16 protein-coding genes are annotated in these 21,860 nt (G+C 62.6%); 11 read left to right on the top strand and 5 right to left on the bottom strand.

From position 1 onward, the window contains the following. The first annotated feature begins 5 nt into the window (after positions 1–5). The 6 genes from AC1Q80_RS00375 to AC1Q80_RS00350 all read left to right on the top strand — a co-directional run bounded on the left by AC1Q80_RS00375 (position 6) and on the right by AC1Q80_RS00350 (position 8,244). Positions 6–842, top strand: a complete 837-nt coding sequence (locus AC1Q80_RS00375; RefSeq protein WP_209788300.1) for a carbohydrate ABC transporter permease — start codon at positions 6–8, stop codon at positions 840–842. After that, positions 839–1,903 carry a Gfo/Idh/MocA family protein gene (locus tag AC1Q80_RS00370; protein WP_492359349.1) on the top strand — a complete coding sequence of 355 codons (1,065 nt, stop codon included), beginning with the start codon at positions 839–841 and terminating at the stop codon, positions 1,901–1,903. The genes AC1Q80_RS00375 and AC1Q80_RS00370 overlap by 4 nt, the downstream gene beginning before the upstream one ends. A 13-nt stretch (positions 1,904–1,916) precedes the next feature. After that, complete coding sequence (locus tag AC1Q80_RS00365) at positions 1,917–2,918, top strand: ABC transporter ATP-binding protein (protein WP_492359348.1); 1,002 nt, start codon at positions 1,917–1,919, stop codon at positions 2,916–2,918. Positions 2,919–3,189: 271 nt separating this feature from the next. After that, on the top strand, positions 3,190–4,395 hold the full coding sequence (locus tag AC1Q80_RS00360) for an efflux RND transporter periplasmic adaptor subunit (protein ID WP_486599030.1): 1,206 nt from the start codon (positions 3,190–3,192) through the stop codon (positions 4,393–4,395). Between the two features lie 10 nt (positions 4,396–4,405). Beyond that, positions 4,406–7,546, top strand: coding sequence for a multidrug efflux RND transporter permease subunit (locus AC1Q80_RS00355; RefSeq protein WP_492359347.1), 3,141 nt, complete (start codon positions 4,406–4,408; stop codon positions 7,544–7,546). A 53-nt stretch (positions 7,547–7,599) separates the two neighbouring features. Then, entirely contained in the window at positions 7,600–8,244 is a 645-nt protein-coding gene (locus tag AC1Q80_RS00350) for a TetR family transcriptional regulator (RefSeq protein ID WP_173418579.1), read from the top strand. Here AC1Q80_RS00350 and purU read toward each other — a convergent pair. Both purU and polA read right to left on the bottom strand, forming a co-directional pair. Continuing rightward, entirely contained in the window at positions 8,237–9,091 is an 855-nt protein-coding gene (purU, locus tag AC1Q80_RS00345; RefSeq protein WP_492359346.1) for a formyltetrahydrofolate deformylase, read from the bottom strand. The genes AC1Q80_RS00350 and purU overlap by 8 nt on opposite strands. 218 nt (positions 9,092–9,309) lie before the next feature. Beyond that, on the bottom strand, positions 9,310–12,291 hold the full coding sequence (gene polA, locus AC1Q80_RS00340) for a DNA polymerase I (RefSeq protein ID WP_492359835.1): 2,982 nt from the start codon (positions 12,289–12,291) through the stop codon (positions 9,310–9,312). 657 nt (positions 12,292–12,948) lie between these two features. Here polA and AC1Q80_RS00335 point away from each other — a divergent pair. Together AC1Q80_RS00335 and AC1Q80_RS00330 are read left to right on the top strand one after the other, a co-directional pair. Then, positions 12,949–13,392 carry a MarR family winged helix-turn-helix transcriptional regulator gene (locus AC1Q80_RS00335; RefSeq protein ID WP_173418577.1) on the top strand — a complete coding sequence of 148 codons (444 nt, stop codon included), beginning with the start codon at positions 12,949–12,951 and terminating at the stop codon, positions 13,390–13,392. Between the two features lie 204 nt (positions 13,393–13,596). Next, positions 13,597–14,988, top strand: a complete 1,392-nt coding sequence (locus AC1Q80_RS00330; RefSeq protein ID WP_492359345.1) for a M20/M25/M40 family metallo-hydrolase — start codon at positions 13,597–13,599, stop codon at positions 14,986–14,988. 141 nt (positions 14,989–15,129) lie between these two features. On the opposite strand, the gene AC1Q80_RS00325 is transcribed toward AC1Q80_RS00330, so the two are convergent. Continuing rightward, positions 15,130–15,468: a hypothetical protein gene (locus tag AC1Q80_RS00325; RefSeq protein WP_173418575.1), complete on the bottom strand. Its 339-nt coding sequence runs from the start codon at positions 15,466–15,468 to the stop codon at positions 15,130–15,132. Between the two features lie 299 nt (positions 15,469–15,767). Here AC1Q80_RS00325 and AC1Q80_RS00320 point away from each other — a divergent pair, with 299 nt between their 5' ends. Continuing rightward, on the top strand, positions 15,768–16,715 hold the full coding sequence (locus AC1Q80_RS00320) for a lysylphosphatidylglycerol synthase transmembrane domain-containing protein (protein WP_173418574.1): 948 nt from the start codon (positions 15,768–15,770) through the stop codon (positions 16,713–16,715). 18 nt (positions 16,716–16,733) lie between these two features. On the opposite strand, the gene AC1Q80_RS00315 is transcribed toward AC1Q80_RS00320, so the two are convergent. Together AC1Q80_RS00315 and AC1Q80_RS00310 are read right to left on the bottom strand one after the other, a co-directional pair. Further along, positions 16,734–17,225 carry a hypothetical protein gene (locus AC1Q80_RS00315; protein WP_492359344.1) on the bottom strand — a complete coding sequence of 164 codons (492 nt, stop codon included), beginning with the start codon at positions 17,223–17,225 and terminating at the stop codon, positions 16,734–16,736. Between the two features lie 93 nt (positions 17,226–17,318). Further along, complete coding sequence (locus AC1Q80_RS00310; RefSeq protein WP_492359343.1) at positions 17,319–18,206, bottom strand: DMT family transporter; 888 nt, start codon at positions 18,204–18,206, stop codon at positions 17,319–17,321. Between the two features lie 492 nt (positions 18,207–18,698). Between AC1Q80_RS00310 and AC1Q80_RS00305 the strand changes: the two genes are divergently transcribed. Beyond that, positions 18,699–18,908 carry a hypothetical protein gene (locus tag AC1Q80_RS00305; protein ID WP_492359342.1) on the top strand — a complete coding sequence of 70 codons (210 nt, stop codon included), beginning with the start codon at positions 18,699–18,701 and terminating at the stop codon, positions 18,906–18,908. 476 nt (positions 18,909–19,384) lie between these two features. Next, the gene (locus AC1Q80_RS00300; RefSeq protein WP_492359341.1) at positions 19,385–21,622 is read left to right on the top strand and encodes a transglycosylase domain-containing protein; all 2,238 of its coding nucleotides are present in this window, start codon (positions 19,385–19,387) and stop codon (positions 21,620–21,622) included. The last annotated feature ends 238 nt before the right edge of the window (positions 21,623–21,860 follow it).

The raw sequence follows: 21,860 nt of genomic DNA, 5'->3' as shown, positions 1-21,860 counted from the left end.
CCGAGATGCAAGCACGCCACTCCATTTTCCGCACCGGCTTCGTCCACGCAGCATTGATCGCCTATACGCTGATCTCGCTGTTTCCGGTGTTCCTGACGTTCATCAACTCGTTCAAGGATCGCAACGCCATCTTCCGGGCGCCGTTGTCGGTTCCAACACCGCAGACCTTCAGCCTGATCGGCTACCAGACAGTGCTCGGCCAGGGCGACTTCGCCACCTACTTCCAGAACAGTTTCATCGTCACGGTCGTTTCGATCGCGCTGGTACTGCTGTTCGGTGCCATGGCCGCCTTTGCCCTCTCCGAGTATCGTTTCCGCGGCAACACGCTGATGGGGCTCTATCTCGCGATCGGCATCATGATCCCGATCCGGCTCGGCACCGTCGCCATCCTTCAGGGCATGGTCGCGGCCAACCTCGTCAACACGCTGACGGCGCTGATCCTCGTCTATACCGCGCAAGGCCTGCCGCTTGCGGTGTTCATCCTGTCGGAATTCATGCGCACGGTTTCCGATGACCTGAAGAACGCCGGTCGCATCGACGGGCTGTCGGAATACTCGATCTTCTTCCGCCTCGTCCTGCCGCTGATCCGGCCGGCAATGGCGACCGTTGCCGTGTTCACGATGATCCCGATCTGGAACGATCTGTGGTTCCCGCTGATCCTGGCGCCGGCGGAAGCGACCAAGACGGTCACGCTCGGCTCGCAGATCTTTATCGGTCAATTCGTCACCAACTGGAATGCGGTGCTTGCGGCCCTGTCGCTCGCCATTCTTCCGGTTCTCGTCCTCTATGTCATTTTCTCGCGGCAGCTGATCCGCGGCATCACCGCAGGAGCAGTCAAGTGAGTTCAGAAATGAAACCGGTTCGGGTCCTCGTCGCAGGCCTGGGCAACATGGGGCGCAGCCATGCGCTTGCCTACCACAACAATCCCGGCTTCGAGATCGTCGGCCTGGTCAATCGCTCCAAGGTCGAGCTTCCGGAAGAGCTTCGCGGTTACGAAATCCATCCGGATTTCAACAGGGCGCTCGCAGACCTGAAGCCGGAACTCTGCTCGGTCTGCACCTATTCCGACAGCCATGCCGACTATGCGGTCGCCGCCTTCGAAGCCGGCTGCGACGTGTTCGTGGAGAAGCCGCTGGCAACGACGGTCGCCGACGCCGAGCGCGTCGTTGCGGCGGCCAAGAAGCATGGCCGCAAGCTGATCATCGGCTATATCCTGCGCCATCATCCCTCGTGGATCCGGCTGATTGCCGAAGCCCGCAAGCTAGGCGGTCCCTATGTCTTCCGCATGAACCTGAACCAGCAGTCGAGCGGCCCGACCTGGGAAACCCACAAGTCGCTGATGCAGACGACCCCGCCGATCGTCGACTGCGGCGTGCATTACGTCGACGTCATGTGCCAGATCACCGATGCCAAGCCGGTGGAAGTGCGCGGCATGGGCCTGCGTCTGTCCGACGAAATCGCTGAGGACATGTACAATTACGGCCACCTGCAGGTTATCTTCGAAGACGGTTCGGCCGGCTGGTATGAAGCCGGTTGGGGCCCGATGATCTCCGAGACCGCCTTCTTCGTGAAGGACGTGATGTCGCCGAAGGGCTCGGTGTCGATCGTCATGGATCCGAATGCCAAGTCCGACGATATCGACACCCACACCAAGACCTCGGTCATTCGCGTGCACAATGCCGAGACCGGTCCGGGCGGCCGGTTCCTGAAACCGGACGAAGACCTGACCATGGACGGCGAACCGGGCCATCAGGAACTGTGCGATCGTGAGCAGGCCTATGTGCTGAAGGCCATCCGCGAAGATATCAATCTCGACCGCCACATGAACGACGCCGTCCAGTCGCTGCGCATCTGCCTTGCGGCGGATGAGAGCGTGCGTAGCGGCCAGCCGGTCAAACTTTAAGAGGGGCAATCAGGTGGGATCACTTCAACTCAAATCCATCCGCAAGGCCTATGGCAGCCATGAGGTTCTCAAGGGCATCGATCTCGAGGTAAAAGACGGCGAGTTCGTCATCTTCGTCGGCCCTTCTGGCTGCGGCAAGTCGACCTTGCTGCGCACCATCGCCGGCCTCGAGGACGCGACCTCCGGCAGCGTCCAGATCGACGGCGTCGAGGTCGGGCATGTGGCGCCGGCCAAACGCGGCATCGCCATGGTCTTCCAGTCCTATGCGCTCTATCCGCACCTGACGGTGAAGGACAATATGGGCCTCGGCCTGAAGCAGGCTGGCAAGCCGAAGGCGGAGATCGAGGACAAGGTCGGCAAGGCGGCGAGCATGCTGTCGCTCGACCCCTATCTCGCAAGGCGCCCGGCCGAGCTTTCCGGCGGCCAGCGCCAGCGCGTCGCTATCGGCCGCGCCATCGTGCGCGAACCGAAGCTGTTCCTCTTCGACGAGCCGCTGTCGAACCTCGACGCCGCGCTACGCGTCAACACCCGGCTCGAGATCGCCCGGCTGCACCGCAGCCTCAAGGCAACGATGATCTACGTGACCCACGATCAGGTCGAGGCGATGACGCTTGCCGACAAGATCGTGGTGCTGAATGCCGGCCAGATCGAGCAGATCGGCTCGCCGATGGATCTCTACAATCGACCGGCCAACGTCTTTGTCGCCGGCTTCATCGGTTCACCGCAGATGAACTTCATCGATGGCGCCCGGCTCGGCGACAAGAACGCCAAGACGATCGGCATCCGCCCGGAACATCTCGGCCTGTCGCGCGAGAGCGGCGACTGGAAGGGCAAGGTCGTCCATGTCGAGCATCTGGGTGCCGACACGATTGTCTATATCGAGTCCGAACAGGTCGGCCTGATCACCGTCCGGCTTTTCGGCGAACACCGCTACGCCCCCGACGACATCGTCTATGCGACGCCGATGGTCGGCAGCATGCACCGCTTCGGTGCCGACGACCGCGTTCTGGCCTGAGACGACAAGTCCGGCGAAATAGCCGGATCACAGCTTGGTGATATCAAGCCGCCGTGGCGCCGAAAGCGCTGCGGCGGCTGATTTTTTTCGTCGATTCAACGCGCTGCATCACGGTGTTGCACTGCGGCGCAAATTAACATACATTTGTGTTTGTATATTAGCGTTCCGGTATTTTCCGTTCCCGATGCCGGTCTTGCTTCCCTTCACTTCCGGACCGCGCAGCCCTGCGACCCACGCTGGCTGCGCACGGTCACCGAATATGGACATCGCTATGCGCATGAACCGACCGACACTGGCCGCCGCCTTGGCAACCGTGATTTTGCTTTCCGGCTGCCAGAAACAAGAAGAACAGGCCGCTCCCGCCTTCCCGCCATCGGCTGTCGCCGTCTTCACGACCGCGTCGGAGACGCTGCCGATCACCAACGAACTGCCGGGCCGCATCACAGCGACACGCGTCGCCGAGGTTCGTCCGCGCGTATCCGGCATCGTCGTCGAACGCGTCTTCCAGCAGGGCACCAAGGTGAAGGAAGGCGACGTGCTCTACCGCATCGACCCGGCTCCCTTCCAGGTGCAGGTCGAGAAGGCCGAGGCGACGCTGCGCCGCGCCGAGGCCGTGCGCCTCCAGGCCGAGCAGAAAGCCGCCCGCCAGGAAGCGTTGAAGAAGGCCAACGTCGTTGCCGCCCAGCAGTTCGACGATGCATCCGCCCTGCTCGCTGCAGCGGCTGCCGACGTCGCCATCGCGCAGGCCGGCCTCGCTGCTGCCAAGCTCGACCTGCAATATGCCAACGTGACGGCACCGATCAGCGGCCAGATCGGCCGCGCGCTGATCACCGAGGGTGCTCTGGTCAGCGCCAACAGCTCGGAAAACCTCGCCACGATCCAGCAGCTCGATCCGCTTTATGCCGACTTTACCCAGTCGGCGACCGACCTCATCCGCCTGCGCAAGGCGCTCGAGGACGGCAAGATGCTGAGCGGCGAGCAGGAAGCCGAGGTTCAGCTGATCCTCGACGACGGCACGCCCTACGAACACAAGGGCAAGCTCCTGTTCTCGGAGGCCGCGGTCGATGCGACGACCGGCCAGGTGACGCTGCGCGGCGAGTTCCCCAATCCCGAGGGTGACCTGTTGCCCGGCATGTACGTTCGCGTGCTTGTCCAGCAGGGTGTCGAGAAGGACGCGATCACCGTGCCGCAGCAGGCCGTCCAGCGCAACGTTGCCGGCCAGTCGCAGGTCTATGTCGTCACCGCCGACAAGAAGGTCGAGTTCCGCAACGTCACGCTTGGACGCACCGTCGGAACCCGCTGGCAGGTAACGGCAGGTCTGAAGCCCGGCGAAAAGGTCATCGTCGAAGGCTTCCAGAAGATCGGCCCCGGTGCGCCGGTCGAGCCAACCGATTGGGACCCGAACGCCAAGCCCGCGGCCGAAGCAGCGCAGACGACCGCGGCGGCCGAAGAAAAGCCCGCTGAAGCCACAAAGTGAGTGCTGATTAATGCCCAGTTTTTTCATCGACAGGCCGATTTTTGCCTGGGTGGTGGCGATCTTCATCATGATCGCCGGCATCATTGCGATACCGCTTCTGCCGGTATCGCAATATCCTGATGTCGCACCGCCACAGATCTCCATCAACACGAGCTATCCCGGCGCGTCGTCGCAGGACACCTATCAGAGCGTTACCCGGCTGATCGAAAACGAGCTGAACGGCGTCGAAGGCCTGCTCTATTTCGAATCGACCTCCAGCGCTTCCGGCTCGGTCGACATCAGTGCCACCTTTGCACCGGGTACAGACCCGGGACAGGCGGCCGTCGACATCCAGAACCGCGTGCGCCGCGTCGAACCGCGCCTGCCCGATTCGGTCAAGCGCCAGGGCGTGCAGGTCGATGAAGCCGGCTCCGGCTTCCTGATGATCGTCGCGCTTACCTCGACCGACGGCTCGATGGATGCCATCGGTCTCGGCGACTATCTCAGCCGCAACGTTTTGAACGAAGTGCAGCGTGTGCCCGGCGTCGGCCGTGCGCAGCTGTTTGCGACCGAACGTTCGATGCGCATCTGGCTCGACCCCGACAAGATGCTCGGCCTCAACCTGACGGCCGCCGACGTGACGAATGCCATCCAGGCACAGAACGCCCAGATCGCATCCGGCTCGATCGGCGCGCAGCCGAACCCGATCACGCAGCAGATCAGTGCTCCTGTCGTCGTCAAGGGCCAGCTGTCGAGTGCCGAGGAATTCGGAGCGATCGTGCTTCGCGCCAATCCGGACGGCTCCTCCGTCCGCCTGCGCGATGTCGCACGCGTCGAAATCGGCGGCGAAAGCTATGCGTTCTCGACCCGCCTCAACGGAAAGCCGTCCGCGGCCATCGCCGTGCAGCTGTCGCCGAGCGGCAACGCCATGTCGACGTCTGCGGCGATCAAGGAGCGCATGGAAGAACTGTCGAAGTTCTTCCCCCAGGGCCTCGAATATTCGGTGCCTTACGACACCTCGCCGTTCGTTGCCGTTTCCATCGAGAAGGTGCTTTCGACGCTGGTCGAAGCGGTCGCGCTCGTCTTCATCGTGATGTTCCTGTTCCTGCAGAACATCCGCTACACCATCATCCCGACGCTCGTCGTGCCGGTCGCCCTGCTCGGCACCTGCGCGGTGATGCTGGCAATGGGCTTCTCGATCAACGTTCTGACCATGTTCGGCATGGTGCTGGCGATCGGCATCCTCGTCGACGATGCGATCATCGTCGTCGAGAACGTCGAACGCATCATGTCCGAAGAGGGGCTGACGCCGAAGGACGCCACCCGCAAGGCGATGAAGCAGATCACCGGCGCCGTCATCGGTATCACGCTGGTTCTGGCCTCGGTGTTCATTCCGATGGCCTTCTTCCCGGGCGCCGTCGGTGTGATCTATCGCCAGTTCTCGCTGACGATGGTCGTGTCGATCCTGTTCTCGGCGCTGCTCGCGCTGTCGCTGACACCGGCGCTGTGCGCCAGCTTCCTGAAGCAGGTTCCCAAGGGCCACCACCACGCCAAGCGCGGCTTCTTCGGCTGGTTCAACCGCTCGTTCGACAAGACCTCGCATGGCTATAGCGGCATCGTGAAGCATATGGTCCACCGGACCGGCCGCTACATGATCGTCTACCTTGCGGTTCTGGCCGGTCTCGGCTGGCTGTTCATGAAGCTGCCGTCGTCGTTCCTACCGGACGAAGACCAGGGCTTCGTGATCGTCATGATGCAGCTCCCTTCTGAGGCGACGGGCAACCGTACGACCGAGGTGGTGGAGCAGGCCGAAAAAATCTTCGGCCAGGAGCCGGCTGTCGAACGCATCATTGCGATCAACGGCTTCTCCTTCTTCGGCACCGGACAGAACGCAGCGCTCGCCTTCGTGACGCTGAAGGACTGGAAGGAACGCGATGCCGACAATGCCGCCCAGTCGATCGCCATGCGGGCGACGATGGCGATGAGCCAGATCAAGGATGCGATCAGCTTTGCGCTGTCGCCGCCGGCGATCCAGGGCCTCGGCACCACGGGCGGCTTCTCCTTCCGTCTGCAGGATCGCGGCGGTCTCGGCGAAGCGGCGCTCTCGCAGGCCCGCGACCAGCTTCTCGGCCTTGCGGCTGAGAGCAAGATCGTCACCGGCGTTCGCTTCGAAGGCATGCCCGATGCGGCTCAGGTCAGCGTGACCATCGACCGCGAAAAGGCCAATACCTTCGGCGTGACGTTTGCCGACATCAACTCGACGATCTCGACCAACCTCGGCTCGTCCTATGTCAACGACTTCCCGAATGCCGGCCGCATGCAGCGTGTGACGGTGCAGGCGGACGAAGGTCAGCGCATGCAGACGGCGGATCTGTTGAACCTCAACGTCCGCAACGCCAATGGGGGCATGGTTCCGCTCTCGGCCTTTGCGACGGTGGAGTGGGTCAAGGCATCGACCCAGACGATCGGCTACAACGGCTACCCGTCGGTGCGCATCAGCGGCGAAGCGGCCCATGGCTATTCGTCCGGTGACGCGATCGCCGAGATGCAACGGCTTGCCGGGCAGTTGCCGGCGGGCTTCGGCTACGAATGGACCGGCCAGTCCCTGCAGGAAATCCAGTCCGGTACCCAGGCGCCTCTGCTGATCGCGCTGTCGTGCCTGCTCGTCTTCCTGTGCCTGGCCGCGCTCTATGAGAGCTGGTCGATCCCGGTTGCGGTCATCATGGTGGTTCCGCTTGGGGTCATCGGCTCGGTTCTGGCCGTGACGATGCGCGACATGCCGAACGACGTGTACTTCAAGGTCGGCCTGATCGCGATCATCGGGTTGTCGGCGAAGAACGCCATCCTGATCATCGAGTTTGCCAAGGAGCTGCGCGAGCAGGGCAAGTCGCTGATCGATGCGACGCTGGAGGCAGCGCACCTGCGCTTCCGCCCGATCCTGATGACGTCGCTTGCCTTTACGCTCGGCGTTCTGCCGCTGGCGATCGCCACGGGCGCAAGCTCGGGCAGCCAGCGCGCCATCGGCACCGGCGTGATGGGTGGCATGATCTCGGCAACGGTGCTGGCGATCTTCTTCGTTCCGGTGTTCTTCGTGTTCGTCACGAAGCTGTTCGGACGCAAGAAGGCCGAAGCCACACCGGCTGCAGCCGAGACCCCTACACCCGCCGAGTAACACGACAATCGACGGCCCGCCTTCTCGGCGGGCCGTTCTGCAAGGAGGAATGAATGCGCCGAACGAAAGCCGATGCGGAGGCAACCCGGCAGAAGATCCTGAGTGCTGCCGAACGTGTGTTCTACGCAAAGGGTGTGTCGAACACGACGCTGGAGGAAGTGGCCAAGGAAGCGGGCGTGACCCGCGGCGCCATCTACTGGCACTTTTCCAACAAGACCGATCTTTTCCTGGCCCTGCATGACGCAGTCCCCCTGCCCCAGGAAGACATGATCGCTCAGGAGATCGAGGCCGAGACCGCCGATACGCTGGCAATCGTCGAGGATGCGATGGGTGCCTGGATCGATATTCTGGCTGCTGATGAGCAACGCCAGCGCATCCTCACCATCATGCTGCGCACCAACTACGACGGCGACATGAGCGAGGTCCTGACGCGTCACAGGGAACTCGACGAACATCACAATTCCCTGCTCGAGCTGGCATTCGCCCGTGCCCTTGCCAGCGGCTACATGCGCGACAGCTGGACGCCGACATCGGCGACCCGCACGCTTCATTGGATGATGCTGGGCCTCTGCACGCAGTGGCTGCTCTTCGGCCGCAGCTTTGACATCGTCGCGGAAGGTCGTGATGGGTTGAGGCGACTGTTTTCCAGTTTCCGCACCCCTAGCGCCGCCCGCATCCCGCAGACCCCCGTTAGCTGAACACGACCGTCTTGTGACCGTTGAGCATGACGCGCCGCTCCAGGTGCAGCTTGACCGCACGCGCCAGCACACGGCTTTCGATGTCGCGGCCGCTGGCGACGAAATCGTCTGCCGTCAAAGCGTGGCTGACACGCTCGGTCTCCTGCTCGATGATCGGGCCCTCGTCGAGATCCGGGGTGACGTAATGGGCCGTAGCGCCGATCAGCTTGACGCCGCGCTCATGGGCCTGGTGATAGGGTTTTGCCCCCTTGAAGGACGGCAGGAACGAGTGGTGGATGTTGATCGCCTTGCCATAAAGACGCTTCGACAAGGTGTCGGAGAAGACCTGCATGTAACGCGCCAGGATCACCAAGTCCGCGCCCGTCTCCTGCACGAGATGCAGTAGCTTCTCCTCCTGCTCCGCCTTGTTGGCCTTCGACACCGGCCAATGGTGATAGGGCACTGCTTCGAGGTCCGCCGTCCGCCGACTGTCCTCGTGGTTGGAAACGATGGCGACGACTTCGGCGTTCAGCCAGCCGACGCGGATCTGGTAGAGCAGGTGCAACAGCGCGTGGTCGAACTTCGACACCAGGATGACGATCCTCGGCTTGTGCGTCGGCTCCGTCAGCGTGGTGCGCATCTGGAACCGGTCGATAGCCGGCCGCAGCGCCCGCTCGACATCGTCCCGAACCATGCCATCGGGTGCCTGGAAGGCGATGCGCATGAAGAAGCTGTTGGTGTGCCGATCCCAGAACTGGCTGCTTTCGGCAATGTTGGCGCCAAGGCCGGCCAACTCCGTCGTCACCGCGGCAACGATGCCCGGCTTGTCGTCGCAGGACAGCACAAGGATGAATGTATTGGCGGCCATGGTCCCTCCGATCGGCGGCTCTGCCGGGCGCGCTGGCGCCCTTCCCGATTGCTGCCTAGGGGGCGACGAGCAAAGCCGCAACGGCTGACGTGGCAGGCGGATGCGCTTTCTCTCATCGTGATATCGGGACAGACAAAAGGCGGCCGTGGTGGCCGCCTTCTGCAAGAATACCCGCAGCTGTCGTTGCAAGCTTTCTGATGGATTCCCTCAGAAAAGCCTCAGTGTGCCTCGTCCCAGTTCATCGCGGCGCGGGCGTCGACCTTGAGCGGCACGCGCATGTCGAGCGCCGGCATCGCGGCGTTCTCCATCACCGAGACGACGATCGGAATGGTGCGCTCGACCTCGGCATCCTCGACCTCGAAGATCAGTTCGTCATGCACCTGCAGCAGCATGCGGGCGGAAAGCTTCGCCTCGGCGAGCGCCGGCTCGATCTTGACCATGGCGCGGCGGATGATGTCGGCCGCAGAGCCCTGGATCGGCGCGTTGATCGACGCACGCTCGTTGAAGGCGCGATGCGAGGGGATCGACGAGCGGATGTCGGGATAGTGCGCGCGCCGGCCGAAGATCGTCTCGACATAGCCGTGCTCGCGGGCAAAGGCCTTGGTGTTTTCCATGTAGTCGCGAATGCCGGGGAAGCGCTCGAAGTACTTCTTGATGTAATCGCTCGCTTCCGACCGCTCGATCGACAACTGGTTGGCAAGACCGAAGGCGGAGATGCCGTAGATGATGCCGAAGTTGATGGCTTTCGCCCGCCGACGGATTTCGCTCGGCATGCCCTCGACCGGAACGCCGAACATCTCCGAGGCGGTCATCGCATGGATGTCGACGCCATCGGCAAAGGCCTGGCGCAGCTGCGGGATGTCAGCGACATGGGCCAGCACGCGCAGCTCAATCTGGCTGTAGTCGGCCGAAACCAGCTTGTGGCCGGGCGTCGCAATGAAGGCTGTGCGGATCTTGCGGCCTTCGGCGGTGCGCACCGGGATGTTCTGCAGGTTCGGGTCGGACGAGGACAGCCGTCCCGTGGTCGTCGCCGCCAGCGCATAGGAGGTGTGGACGCGCTTGGTTTCCGGATGAACGAAGCCCGGCAGCGCGTCGGTATAGGTCGACTTCAGCTTGGTCATCTGGCGCCAGTCGACGATCTTGCGCGGCAACTCGTGGCCTTCAGCCGCGAGATCTTCCAGCACCTGCGCCGAGGTCGACCATTGGCCGGTCTTGGTCTTCGACCCGCCCGGCAGCCCCATCTTGCCGAACAGGATATCGCCGAGCTGCTTGGGCGAGCCGACGGTAAAGGTTTCGCCGGCCAGCTTGTAGATCTCGTCTTCGAGGGCTGCAGCGCCTTGCGCCAGCTCGCCGGAGAGGCGCGACAGAATCTGGCGGTCGATGGTGATGCCGCGCTCTTCCATATTCGCCAGAACCGGCACGAGCGGCCGCTCCAGCCGTTCATAGACGCGCACCAGCCCCTTGGCGCTAAGCCGCGGCTTCAGCACATGCCAGAGCCGCAACGTGACGTCGGCATCCTCGGCGGCATAGGCGGTGGCGCGGTCGATATCGACATAGTCGAAGGTCACCGACGACTTGCCGCTGCCGGTCATGTCCTTGTAGGCGATCGGCTTGTGGCCGAGCCAGCGCTCCGACAGCGCGTCCATCCCGTGCGTACCGTTGCCGGCATCCACGACATAGGACATCAGCATGGTGTCGTCGAAGCCCTTCACGGTAATGCCGTGCCGCTTCATGATGAGGTAATCGTATTTCAGGTTCTGCGCGACCTTCAGCACCGACGGATCTTCAAGCAAGACCTTGAGCCGGCTCAGGGCCTCACGCACCGGGATCTGGTTTTCCGCATGGCCGCCGCCGAGAAGATCACCGACGCCGGTCTTGTGGATCAACGGCACGTAGGCCGCGCGGATCACCGTTCCCGCGGGATCCTTGGCATAGTCGGCAAGCGCCAGCGAGAAGCCGACAAGCTCGGCCTGCATGGCGTCGAGCGACGTCGTTTCGGTATCGAAGGCGACGAGGCCCGCTTCCCTGGCGTCGGCAATCCAGGCATCGAGCGTCGGCAGATCGCGGATCGCGACGTAACGCGTGTGGTCGATGGCGGCATTGGCAAAAAGGGCTGCGCGCGACTGCGCCAACGCCTCGGGCGTCGCCTCGCCGGTTTCGCCCGTGGAGACGACGTCGCCCTTGGCCGCAGGTGCGGCATCTGCGGCGCGTGCAGGCGCCGGTGCAGCCGAAGCCTTGTCGAGATCCGGCCCGCGCGCATCCGCGCCCCACTCGACCGGCACCGTGGCCGGCTCGACAGCATCGGCGTCCGTGCCGGTGGCAGCGGCGACGCGACGAGTGAGCGTGGTAAATTCCATCGCCTTCAGGAAGGCGACGAGACGCGGTCCATCCTGCGGTTCGAGCTGAAAGTCTTCGAGCGGGACGTCGAGCGGCGTGTCGGTGCGCAGCGTCACCAGCTGGCGGGACAGGCGGGCGAGGTCAGCATTGGCGATGATGTTTTCGCGGCGCTTGGCCTGCTTGATCTCGCCGGCGCGCGCAAGCAGCGTATCGAGATCGCCGTATTCTTCCAGCAACTGCGCTGCGGTCTTCGGACCGATGCCGGGAATGCCGGGCACGTTGTCGGTGGAATCGCCGGTCATCGCCTGAAGGTCGATCATCTTTTCCGGCGGCACACCCCATTTCTCGATCACTTCCGGGATCGAGATCTGCTTGTCCTTCATGCTGTCGTACATCGACACGTTCGGCGTCACGAGCTGCATCAGGTCCTTGTCGGAGGAGATAATGGTGACGCTGGCGCCCGCCTTTTCGGCAAGGCGGGTATAGGTGGCGATCAGGTCGTCGGCCTCGAAGCCTTCCTTCTCGATGCAGGGCAGGTTGAAGGCACGCGTGGCGTGACGGATCAGCCCGAATTGCGGGATGAGATCCTCCGGCGGCGCCGAGCGATTGGCCTTGTAGAGATCGTAGAGTTCGTTGCGGAACGTCTTCGAGGAATAGTCGAAAATGACGGCGAAATGCGTCGGCGTCACGCCGACCGACGTATCGCGCGCATCGGTGAGCAACTTCCACAGCATGTTGCAGAAACCGGACACCGCGTTGACCGGAAGGCCATCGGATTTGCGGTTGAGCGGCGGGATGGCGTGGAACGCCCGGAAGATGAATCCGGAGCCGTCGACGAGGAAGAGGTGATCACCGTTTTTCATCGGCAATGGATAGCGCGGGGTGAGCCAAACGTCCATTGCGGTTTTCCGCGCTCGCGACATTCTCACCCCATTGTTGCGAGCGATCGGGCCGCGTTCGACACCGTCCACCCCTTGCACGAACCATCTGTCGCTTCGGTCGCCCTTCCGGCCGGACACGGACCGATCTACAGGCTTGCGTATTGGGCATGCGGCGCCTATCTCTGGCTGCGACAAGGCAGCAGCGCACAACGGTGCGCTGCGTGGTGGTCGTGGCAAGGATGACGATGGCGGTCACGCGTCCTGTTCGGTTTCGGCGCGCCGCGGAAAAGCCTTTGGATGCGGCCCCAAGCTTCACGGAAACGTTACGCATTTGTAATGCGCGATTCCTCGGCCCAATCCTTGAAAAGCCACATTTGACTCCTCAAATCTTACTCAACGGCACCGAGTGATGCCGTCTTCTGGTGATTGGCCTGTCCCCCGCCCGCACCAGATGAGGACAAAGGCCTTATCCCCCTCTCCGGGCCTTTGTCCCGTTTTCAGAGAACCGCCACGGCGCCGCCTCCGCGCCGTGGCGGTTTCTCGTTGTTCGGGTCAAATCGTTGTGAGACAAGGCTTTCTCAAGTCCATCGCCTGCTTTGTAACTTGTCTTCGCGACGCATCGGGCGTACCCATTGGCGTATGGCCTTCAATCGTATGGAATCTGCGACCTACCTGGCCAGCCTGCTGGCCAAAAGTTTCTCGCGTGCCCTTCAGGAGCGCGGCCAGAAGCTCGGCTTCGCGCCCGGCCAATTCCCCGTCCTCCTGGAATTATGGGCCGAGGAAGGCCTGACGCAGAAGCAACTTCTCGACAGGCTCGACATCGAACAGGCGACCATGGCCAATACGCTGGCGCGGATGGAGCGCGACGGGCTCATAGTCAGGCGCAAACACCCGCAGGATAAACGCTCGCAACAGATCTTCCTGACGCAGAGGGCGAGGGAAATCGAGGCAGCGGCCAAGGAGGCGGCACTTGCGGCCGATCAGTCCTTGCTATCAGGCCTCAGGCAATTCGAACGGGAACTCATGCTCGAATACATGCGCATGGCGCTTGCCCATGCCCCGCGCGATGGCGGCACCGCGTAACAGCGACACGCCCCTCTGATCGATCCATCAATAAATTTGGCTTAAACCCGCCCGCCCGAGGCTCTAAACAACCAGAGCGGGTTCGTTCGGACACGCCAAAGTCGCTGCCGCCCGTTGAACGGCTGCGTGATTTCGCCCACGAAATCGATTCCGATTCGCGACATCATGCAGTAGGTTCCGGCAAAACTTGAAGCAAGGATATGCATGATGGCAGATATCACCCCCATTCTCGAGCGCGCAGACGCCAACCTGCCGAAGAGCCTGGACAGGCTTTTCGACCTCGTGCGCATCAAGTCGATCTCGACCGATCCGGCCTTCAAGGCCGATTGCCGCAAGGCCGCCGAATGGCTGGTCGCGGAACTGAACGGCCTCGGCTTCACCGCCTCGGTCCGCGACACCCCCGGACATCCGATGGTGGTCGCCCATCACGCCGGCGCAACCGCCGATGCGCCGCATGTGCTGTTCTACGGACATTATGACGTGCAGCCGGTCGATCCCTTGAACCTGTGGGATACCGATCCGTTCGAACCCGGCCTCAAGGAGCTTGAGCCCGGCCGCAAGGTCATCACCGGCCGCGGCACGGCCGACGACAAGGGTCAGCTGCTGACCTTCGTCGAGGCAGCCCGCGCCTACAAGGATGTCCACGGTTCGCTGCCCTGCCGCGTCACCATCCTGTTCGAAGGGGAGGAAGAGTCCGGCTCGCCGTCGCTGAAACCCTTCCTCGAAGCCAATGCGGCCGAACTCAAAGCCGACTATGCACTTGTCTGCGACACCAGCATGTGGGACCGGGACACGCCGGCAATCTCGGCCGGCCTGCGCGGTCTCGTCGGCGAGGAAGTCGTCATCAAGGCGGCCGACCGCGACCTGCACTCGGGCTACTTCGGTGGCGCTGCTGCCAACCCGATCCGGATCCTGACCGGTATCCTCGCCGGGCTTCACGACGACGACAGCCGGGTGACGCTCGAAGGCTTTTACGAAGGCGTCGAGGAAACGCCGGCCCAGATCAAGGCCGGATGGGAGACGCTCGGCCAGACGGCCGAAAAGTTCCTCGGCGAAATCGGCCTATCGATCCCTTCGGGTGAAAAGAACCGCTCGGTTCTCGAACTGACCTGGGCGCGCCCGACGGCCGAGATCAACGGTATTATCGGCGGCTACACCGGCGAAGGCTTCAAGACTGTGATCGCCGCCGAGGCTTCCGCCAAGGTTTCGTTCCGCCTTGTCGGCAACCAGAACCCGGAAAAGATCCGCGAGGCCTTCCGCGCCTATGTGCGCTCCAAGGTGCCGGCGGATTGCACGGTCGAATTCCATGCCCATGGCGGTTCGCCGGCGATCCAGCTGCCTTACGATTCGAGCCTGCTCAACACGGCGAAGCTTGCCCTGTCCGACGAGTGGCCGAAGCCGGCCGTGGTCATCGGCATGGGTGGCTCGATCCCGATCGTCGGCGACTTCCAGAAGATGCTCGGCATGGAATCGCTGCTCGTCGGCTTCGGCCTTTCGGACGACCGCATCCATTCGCCGAACGAAAAGTATGAGCTGCAGTCCTATCACAAGGGCATTCGCTCCTGGATCCGCATCCTGAATGCGCTTGCGGCCTGATGTTACAGCGCCGCGCGCCAAACATGGCGCGCTATGGACGCTGTAATACCATGAATTTGCTGCATAATTTCTCCTTGAATCGATTCTGACTTAAGGAATTTTGCAGCAACGACGTCGTGGCGGGTCAGCCCGCCACGACGGTCACGCCACTTTGGAGATCATCTCGACAAAGTCGGCAATCAACGCGGCAAACACGCCGCTGCCGGTAACCATCACGCCGATGAAGAACACACGCGTCGCCTGCTCGTAGACCTTCGGCTGCAGCGAGCGCAGATGGAGGAAGTCCCACAGCGCACGCATCTGCAGGAGGATGCCGATCGCCAAGAGGATGACGGCGGGAAGATCGCCCATGTTCCACGGCAGCGGATTGGCCGCCCACTGGGTGAGAAATCCCAGCGAAAACGACAGCACCACGCCGACGACCGTCACGGTTCCGTTGCGAAAGACCGCTTCGATCAGTTTTTCCTCGTCGTTCTGCATCCGACCGCCTCCGCTTTACCGTGTCGTCTTCGCGATTTCTTGACCAAACTCCCGCCTCTGCCGGGGCATCGATCCTTGACCTCACCGGCCTCAGGTGCTTCCCTTTTGCAAAACAAATCAGAATGGGAAATTGGATCATTGGCAAGTGTAAGGACCGAGACGTCGCGTTCTGGGCGCGAAACTGTGACGAGCTGGAGCCACGATGGTGGCTGCTTTCATGAACAGATGCGTCCCGAGATAGTGGCGGCGCCGTCGACAGAGCCTTCGGCCAAGCATGTTGCAGCGATCGCGACCCCGCTATGAGCAGGCTGCGCGCGTACTTCTGGCCCGTCGTCGGGCTGGCAGCGATCATCTTTTCGGTGCATGCACTCTATCACGAACTGAGCGGTCTCTCGCTGGACGATTTCCTTGCCAGCTTCACGGCGATTTCCCTGAAAAGCTGGCTTCTGGCGATCGGCGCCACACTGGTCGCCTATGCCGCCCTTGCCGGCTACGACAAGCTGGCGCTCGATCATCTCGGCCACCGCATCTCGCTGTGGTTCATCACGGTCTGCTCGTTCACCACCTATGCGCTCTCGCACAATCTCGGCGCATCCGTCTTTTCCGGCGCTGTCGTGCGCTACCGGGCCTACCGATCGAAGGGGCTGACGCCGGGAGAAGTCGGCGTCCTCGTCGCCTTCTGCTCGTTCACCTTCGCGCTCGGAACCCTGATGCTGTCGGCGATCGTGCTTCTGGTGAAACCGGAAATCATCGAACGGTTTGCCGAATTCCTGCCGGTCGAAATGTCGTTGACGACAGGCGTGCTGATCCTGATCGTCATCACGCTCTATGTCGTCGGCAGCCTCGTCGGCTTCCCGTCGATCCGCACGCGCTGGTTCCAGCTGCATTATCCGAAACCCGCCATCGTCTTGCGGCAGCTGGTGATCGCGCCGGTCGAGCTGATCGGTGCGGCCGGAATCATCTATTTCGCCCTGCCGGAAGCGGGCAATCCGGGTTTCATCGTCATTCTGGGGATTTTTCTGGCATCGTTCTCGGCAGCCCTGCTTTCGCACGCGCCGGGCGGGCTTGGCGTGCTGGAGCTGGTCTTCATCGCCGCCCTTCCGGAAATGGACCCGGCCGACGTGCTGGCGGCCCTTGCGATCTTCCGGATTCTCTACCTGGTCATACCGTTCATCATGGCGCTTGCCGTTATCCTGGTGTTCGAACGCTCGCGGTTCCTTGCCGAGCGGCGCGGCCCGGTTCAGTAAGGCCGGGACGAAGGGCCGTCACGGTGCCTTGCACACGGCCGGAAGGGCCGCTTCGAGCGGTCCCTTCACTTCCTTCAGCCGTGCAGCTTCGATCTGATAGGGCGTGAACGGCGGCACCTGCAGCGACGGATTGATGATCCGCGTCACGTAGCAGCCGGCGAAGAACCGCACGCGTGAGCGTTTCTCGATCGATTTCACTGCAACCGGCACCGCTGAGTAGATGCTTCCGGCGCCCGCCTCGGTCTTCACCTTGCCGAGCTTCACTTCGACCGAAACGGTCCGCTCGTAGCCGCGCGTGAAAGCCTTGTACCCGCCGACGGGTTTCGTGTCGCCGAAATAGCCGTAGGCGCGCGCGTATTCCTTGCGATTGATGGCGTTGTAGAGCGATCGAACGACAGCGGCGCCATCAGAGCGATCGTCGACATAGGCGACACTATCCTGCGCCAGAGCTTCGGAATTCACGGTGGTAAGCGTGGAAAAGGCCAGCACAGCGGCGGACGGAAACTTCACGGCATTCCTCCTCATCGGCTTTCGGGGCAGCCAGGCGAGCACAACATCAAGGCGAAGCCATAGCAGGATTCGCGAAAACATCGATATCGCCGATCAGGCCGGCGGCAGGCCTGCCTTGCGGCGGGCAACGACGCGCTCGCGCCAGACGGTGAAGATGCCGGCCGCCACCACAAGCACCGAGCCGGCAATCATGTTGGTGGTCAGTGTCTCGCCGAAAATGCTGACACCCATGACCGACGCGAAGACCAGTTGCAGGTAAGTCAGCGGCTGGACGGCGACCGCGTCCAGCACGTCATAGGCGCGGATGAGGAAATAGTGGCTCGAGGTCCCGGTCAAACACAGGAGCAGCATCCAGCCCCAGTCCGGTGGCGACAGCGTCGTCCAGAAGAACGGACCGACAAGGCTGATCGCCAGGGCGCCGACAATGCCGGTATAGAAAAAACTCGTCATGGCCTGATCGTCGCGGCTGACCAGACGGGTGACGATGACATAGAGGGCAAAGACAAGGGCTGCCGCCAAGGGCAACAGGAATGCCGTCTCGAACAGGCCCTCGGCCGGTTTCAGGATCAGGAGAACGCCGATAAGCCCGACCGAGATCGCCAGCCACCGGCGCCAGCCGACACGCTCACCCAGGAGCGGCATCGACAGGAGGGCAACAAACAAGGGCGTCGCCGCGAGGATTGCCTGCGAATGCGCCAGCCCCACCAGCGTGAACGAGGTGATCACCATGACGATCTGCAGCGGCAACAGCAGCCCGCGCAGCACCTGCAGCAGCGGTCTTCTGGTCGCGGCCGTCACCTTGAGCCCGCCTGTTGCCCGGGTGGCGAGCACGACTGCAAACAGGGCAAAGGCCCAATAGCGGATCATTGCCACAAAGACAGGGGGATAGAGGCTGCCCAGATGTTTGGAGATGCCGTCCTGGATCGCAAAGATGACGATTGCCAGTAGCGCGTAGATATAGCCGTTTGCCTTGGAGCCCATGTCCGCGCCGATACACCCGCAAGCCTCGCAGGACCAGTCTAATCTGCGCCGAAGGTGAGTTGACTTCGTCAGGCAGGAGAGAGGCCCAGACATGAAAAGAGCCCCGCGCGGGAGGAGGTGCACGGGGCTCTCAAACTTGACCGGTGACTGGGAGGAGGAGTGCCACCGATCCGCATCGGGCGCCGCGGGAGGAGGTGCAGCGCTTCGATAAGTCGTATAATAATCATGCGCCGCAATATTTTCAAGGGCAATTTGCTGCATCGCACAATTTTAGTCCCTAACCGCATAGATAGACACCTGACGGTTGATTTCGAGAGCGAAGTTGAAGGCTATCGGCTGATCGATAGTCCGCAAGCATTCTGCAATCGCCCCCCACGCGCTTCGGCGATGTCATGGCACTACCTGGCCCGGCCTCCCGCCGGAACAAAATCGTGATTTCGAGCAGATCGCTTTGCGCGTTAGATTTGACCGGTGAGCGAGAAGGAGAAGATCATGAGGACGCTTCTAGTGACCGTAGCCGCCATCGGCCTGTCGACCTCCGCGGCATTTGCCGAATGCGCCTATCACACCAAGACCAATGCAGCGATCGACACGGAAACGACGACAGCCAGCATATCGACGGAAAGCGAGCCGGCATCCGAAGAAATGGTAGTCCTGAAAAAGACCGATCGCCTGGTGCAGGACGAAAAGACTGCTGAATAGTCCGGCATCGACACACCCCGTACCGGATCTTCATGTCTGCTGCTGCGGTCGCCATAGCGTCGGCGGTCGCCTATGTCACGCGCGCCAAGGAATGCGCTCGTCCAATGGATTCGTGTCCGCGCAAAGGCGCGGGCCTCGAGGGACCGCAGGAGCCGCTATATGGGGCGTGGTACGACTGGTCTTTGATGCCTGTTTCCAGGCGCCTCGCCCGCCCGAACGGCCCGCGGTTCTCCGGCGGGAGACATGATGCGAACGAAGCGGCAACGCTGTGCGACACCAAATCCGGCAAGCTGTTGAAGAGCATGCATATTTTACGATCCGGTTTTTAACCCCCCCTTAAATTGCCGCATTTAAAGTTCACCGCATCGCCGTGGCGGGTCGATCGATCAACTTTCCCCGCCCTTGAGATTGCGTTTGCCGCTGGGGCAAAACGACTGGGCGCCCGCGATGCGGCATGAGGGGTAAATCCAAACAGCATGGCAGCAAGCGGCAAGTCAGGACAACGGATCGAGCCCTCGTTCGGCGCAAGCACCGACGACGATGATGACGATTTTCGCATCGAGGCCAGCGATCGCGTAACCGGCGGCGGCCGCAAACCGGCCCGTGGAAAATCGGCTCCCGCGCAGAAGAAGAAGGCGAAGCGCAGCAAGCGTGGCGGATCGCGACGCGGCTCCGGCAATGGCGGCGGGTTCATCGGCCTGGTGCGCACGCTGTTTTACTGGTGCATCGTGCTCGGCATCTGGGGTGCGATGGGCGTCGGCGGCCTGGTGCTCTATTACGGCGCGCGCATGCCGAGCGCCGAAAGCTGGTCGATCCCCGAGCGGCCGCCCAACGTCAAGATTCTTTCCGTCAATGGCGACATCATCGCCAATCGCGGCACCACCGGCGGCGAAGCTTTGTCGCTCGAAAACATGTCGCCCTACATTCCCCAGGCAGTTATCGCCATCGAGGACCGCCGGTTCTATTCGCATTTCGGCGTCGATCCGCTGGGCCTGGCACGCGCCATGCTGACCAATGTCACCACCGGCCGGATGGTCCAGGGCGGCTCGACGCTGACCCAGCAGCTTGCCAAGAACCTGTTCCTGTCGCCGGAGCGCACGCTTGAACGCAAGGTGCAGGAAGTACTGCTCGCCTTCTGGCTGGAACAGAAATATTCCAAGGACCAGATCCTGGCGATGTATCTCAACCGGGTGTTCTTCGGCTCGAACGCCTATGGCGTCGAAGCGGCGTCGCGACGCTATTTCAACAAGTCGGCGCGCGACGTGAACCTCGGCGAGGCGGCCTTGCTCGCCGGCCTGCTGAAAGCGCCTTCGCGCCTGTCGCCGGCCCGCGATCCGAAGGCGGCGGAAGAGCGCGCCCAGGTCGTTCTCGGCGCCATGCGCGAGGAAGGCTTCGTCACCGACAGCGAAATCAAGACGGCGATGTCGCAGACGCCGACCAAGGCCAAGAGCTACTGGTCGGGCGCCGAGCACTATGTCGCCGACATGGTGATGGATCAGCTTCCCGGCATGATCGGCGAGATCAAGGAAGACCTGGTCATCGACACAACGATCGACCTCAACCTCGAAAAGAAGGCCGAGGAGGCGATCAGCGCCACGCTTGACGCCGACGGCAAGAAGCTCGATGCCTCGCAGGCAGCCCTCGTGTCGATCGACGGCACCGGCGCCATTCGCGCGCTCGTCGGCGGCAAGGATTATGCCGAAAGCCAGTTCGACCGCGCCTCCAAGGCCAAGCGCCAGCCCGGCTCCGCCTTCAAGCCCTTCGTCTACGCGGCAGCACTTGAGATCGGTCGCACACCGATGTCGATCCGCAACGACGGCCCGGTCCGGATCGGCAACTGGACGCCTGAAAATTACGACCAGAAGTACCGCGGCGAGGTCACGCTCGCCGACGCACTTGCCAATTCGCTGAACACCATCGCCGCGCAGCTGGTGATGGAGGTCGGTCCGCAAAATGTGGTGAAGGTCGCGCACCGCCTCGGCATCGATTCCGAGATGCAGGCCAATGCCTCGATCGCGCTCGGAACCTCGGAGGTCAGCCTCGTCGAGCTGACGTCTGCCTATGCCCCGTTCATGAACGGCGGCTTCAAGGCGACGCCGCATGTCATCCGCCGGATTTCCAAGGCCGACGGCACGGTGCTTTACGAAAATACCTACGACAACCCGCCGCGGGTGCTCGACCCGGCCATCGTCAGCGAAATGAACCAGATGATGGTGCGGGTGCTGACCAACGGCACCGGCAAGAAGGCCCAGCTGAAGGGCTGGGAAGCGGCCGGCAAGACCGGCACCACGCAATCCTTCCGCGACGCGCTTTTCGTCGGCTATACCTCGAACCTGACCACCGGCGTCTGGTTCGGCAATGACGACGGCAAGTCGATGAAGAAGGTCACCGGCGGCGGCCTGCCCGCCAAGGCCTGGCACGACTACATGCTGGCCGCGCACGAGGGGCTTTCGCCCTCGCCGCTGTTCGGCACCACCGGGGTGCAGCCGGTCTTCGACGACGGCGGCACACCGCCGGCCGCGACGGGCGACATTCTTTCAGGCGATCCGAACGCCTTTCCAGCACCGCCTGTCGGCGTCGACGGTTCGATGGCCGTCCAGCAGACCCGCCCCTTGCCCGAAGGCAACGGCGGTATGGTACCGCCGGCCGATGTCGGCGAGACCACCGGCGCCACCAAGCGCACGACACTTTTCGATATCCTGACAGGCGGTTGAGGCGGCGCAAACGGCGCCGTCCCGCCGCTTTGGGGCCGTCCCGGCCCTCGGCGAAACGCCGATTGTCCGCCGCACGCCAATCGCAGGCTTGCTTTTGCCCCCAATCGCCCCGCAGAATGCCTTGCAGTCCGAAACGCCGGTCCTTATATACGCCGCATCGGCGCAGCCAACGCTGCGAAGAAATCCAAAGACCATCCCGTTAGGGGCTGTCTCACGAATGCCTGACCGGGTTCCGACA

This window comes from Ensifer sp. GW823-FHT05D09 (assembly GCF_058795755.1).
Note: the sequence above shows the minus strand (reverse complement) of the source record. Positions and strands in the feature narration are given on the sequence as shown.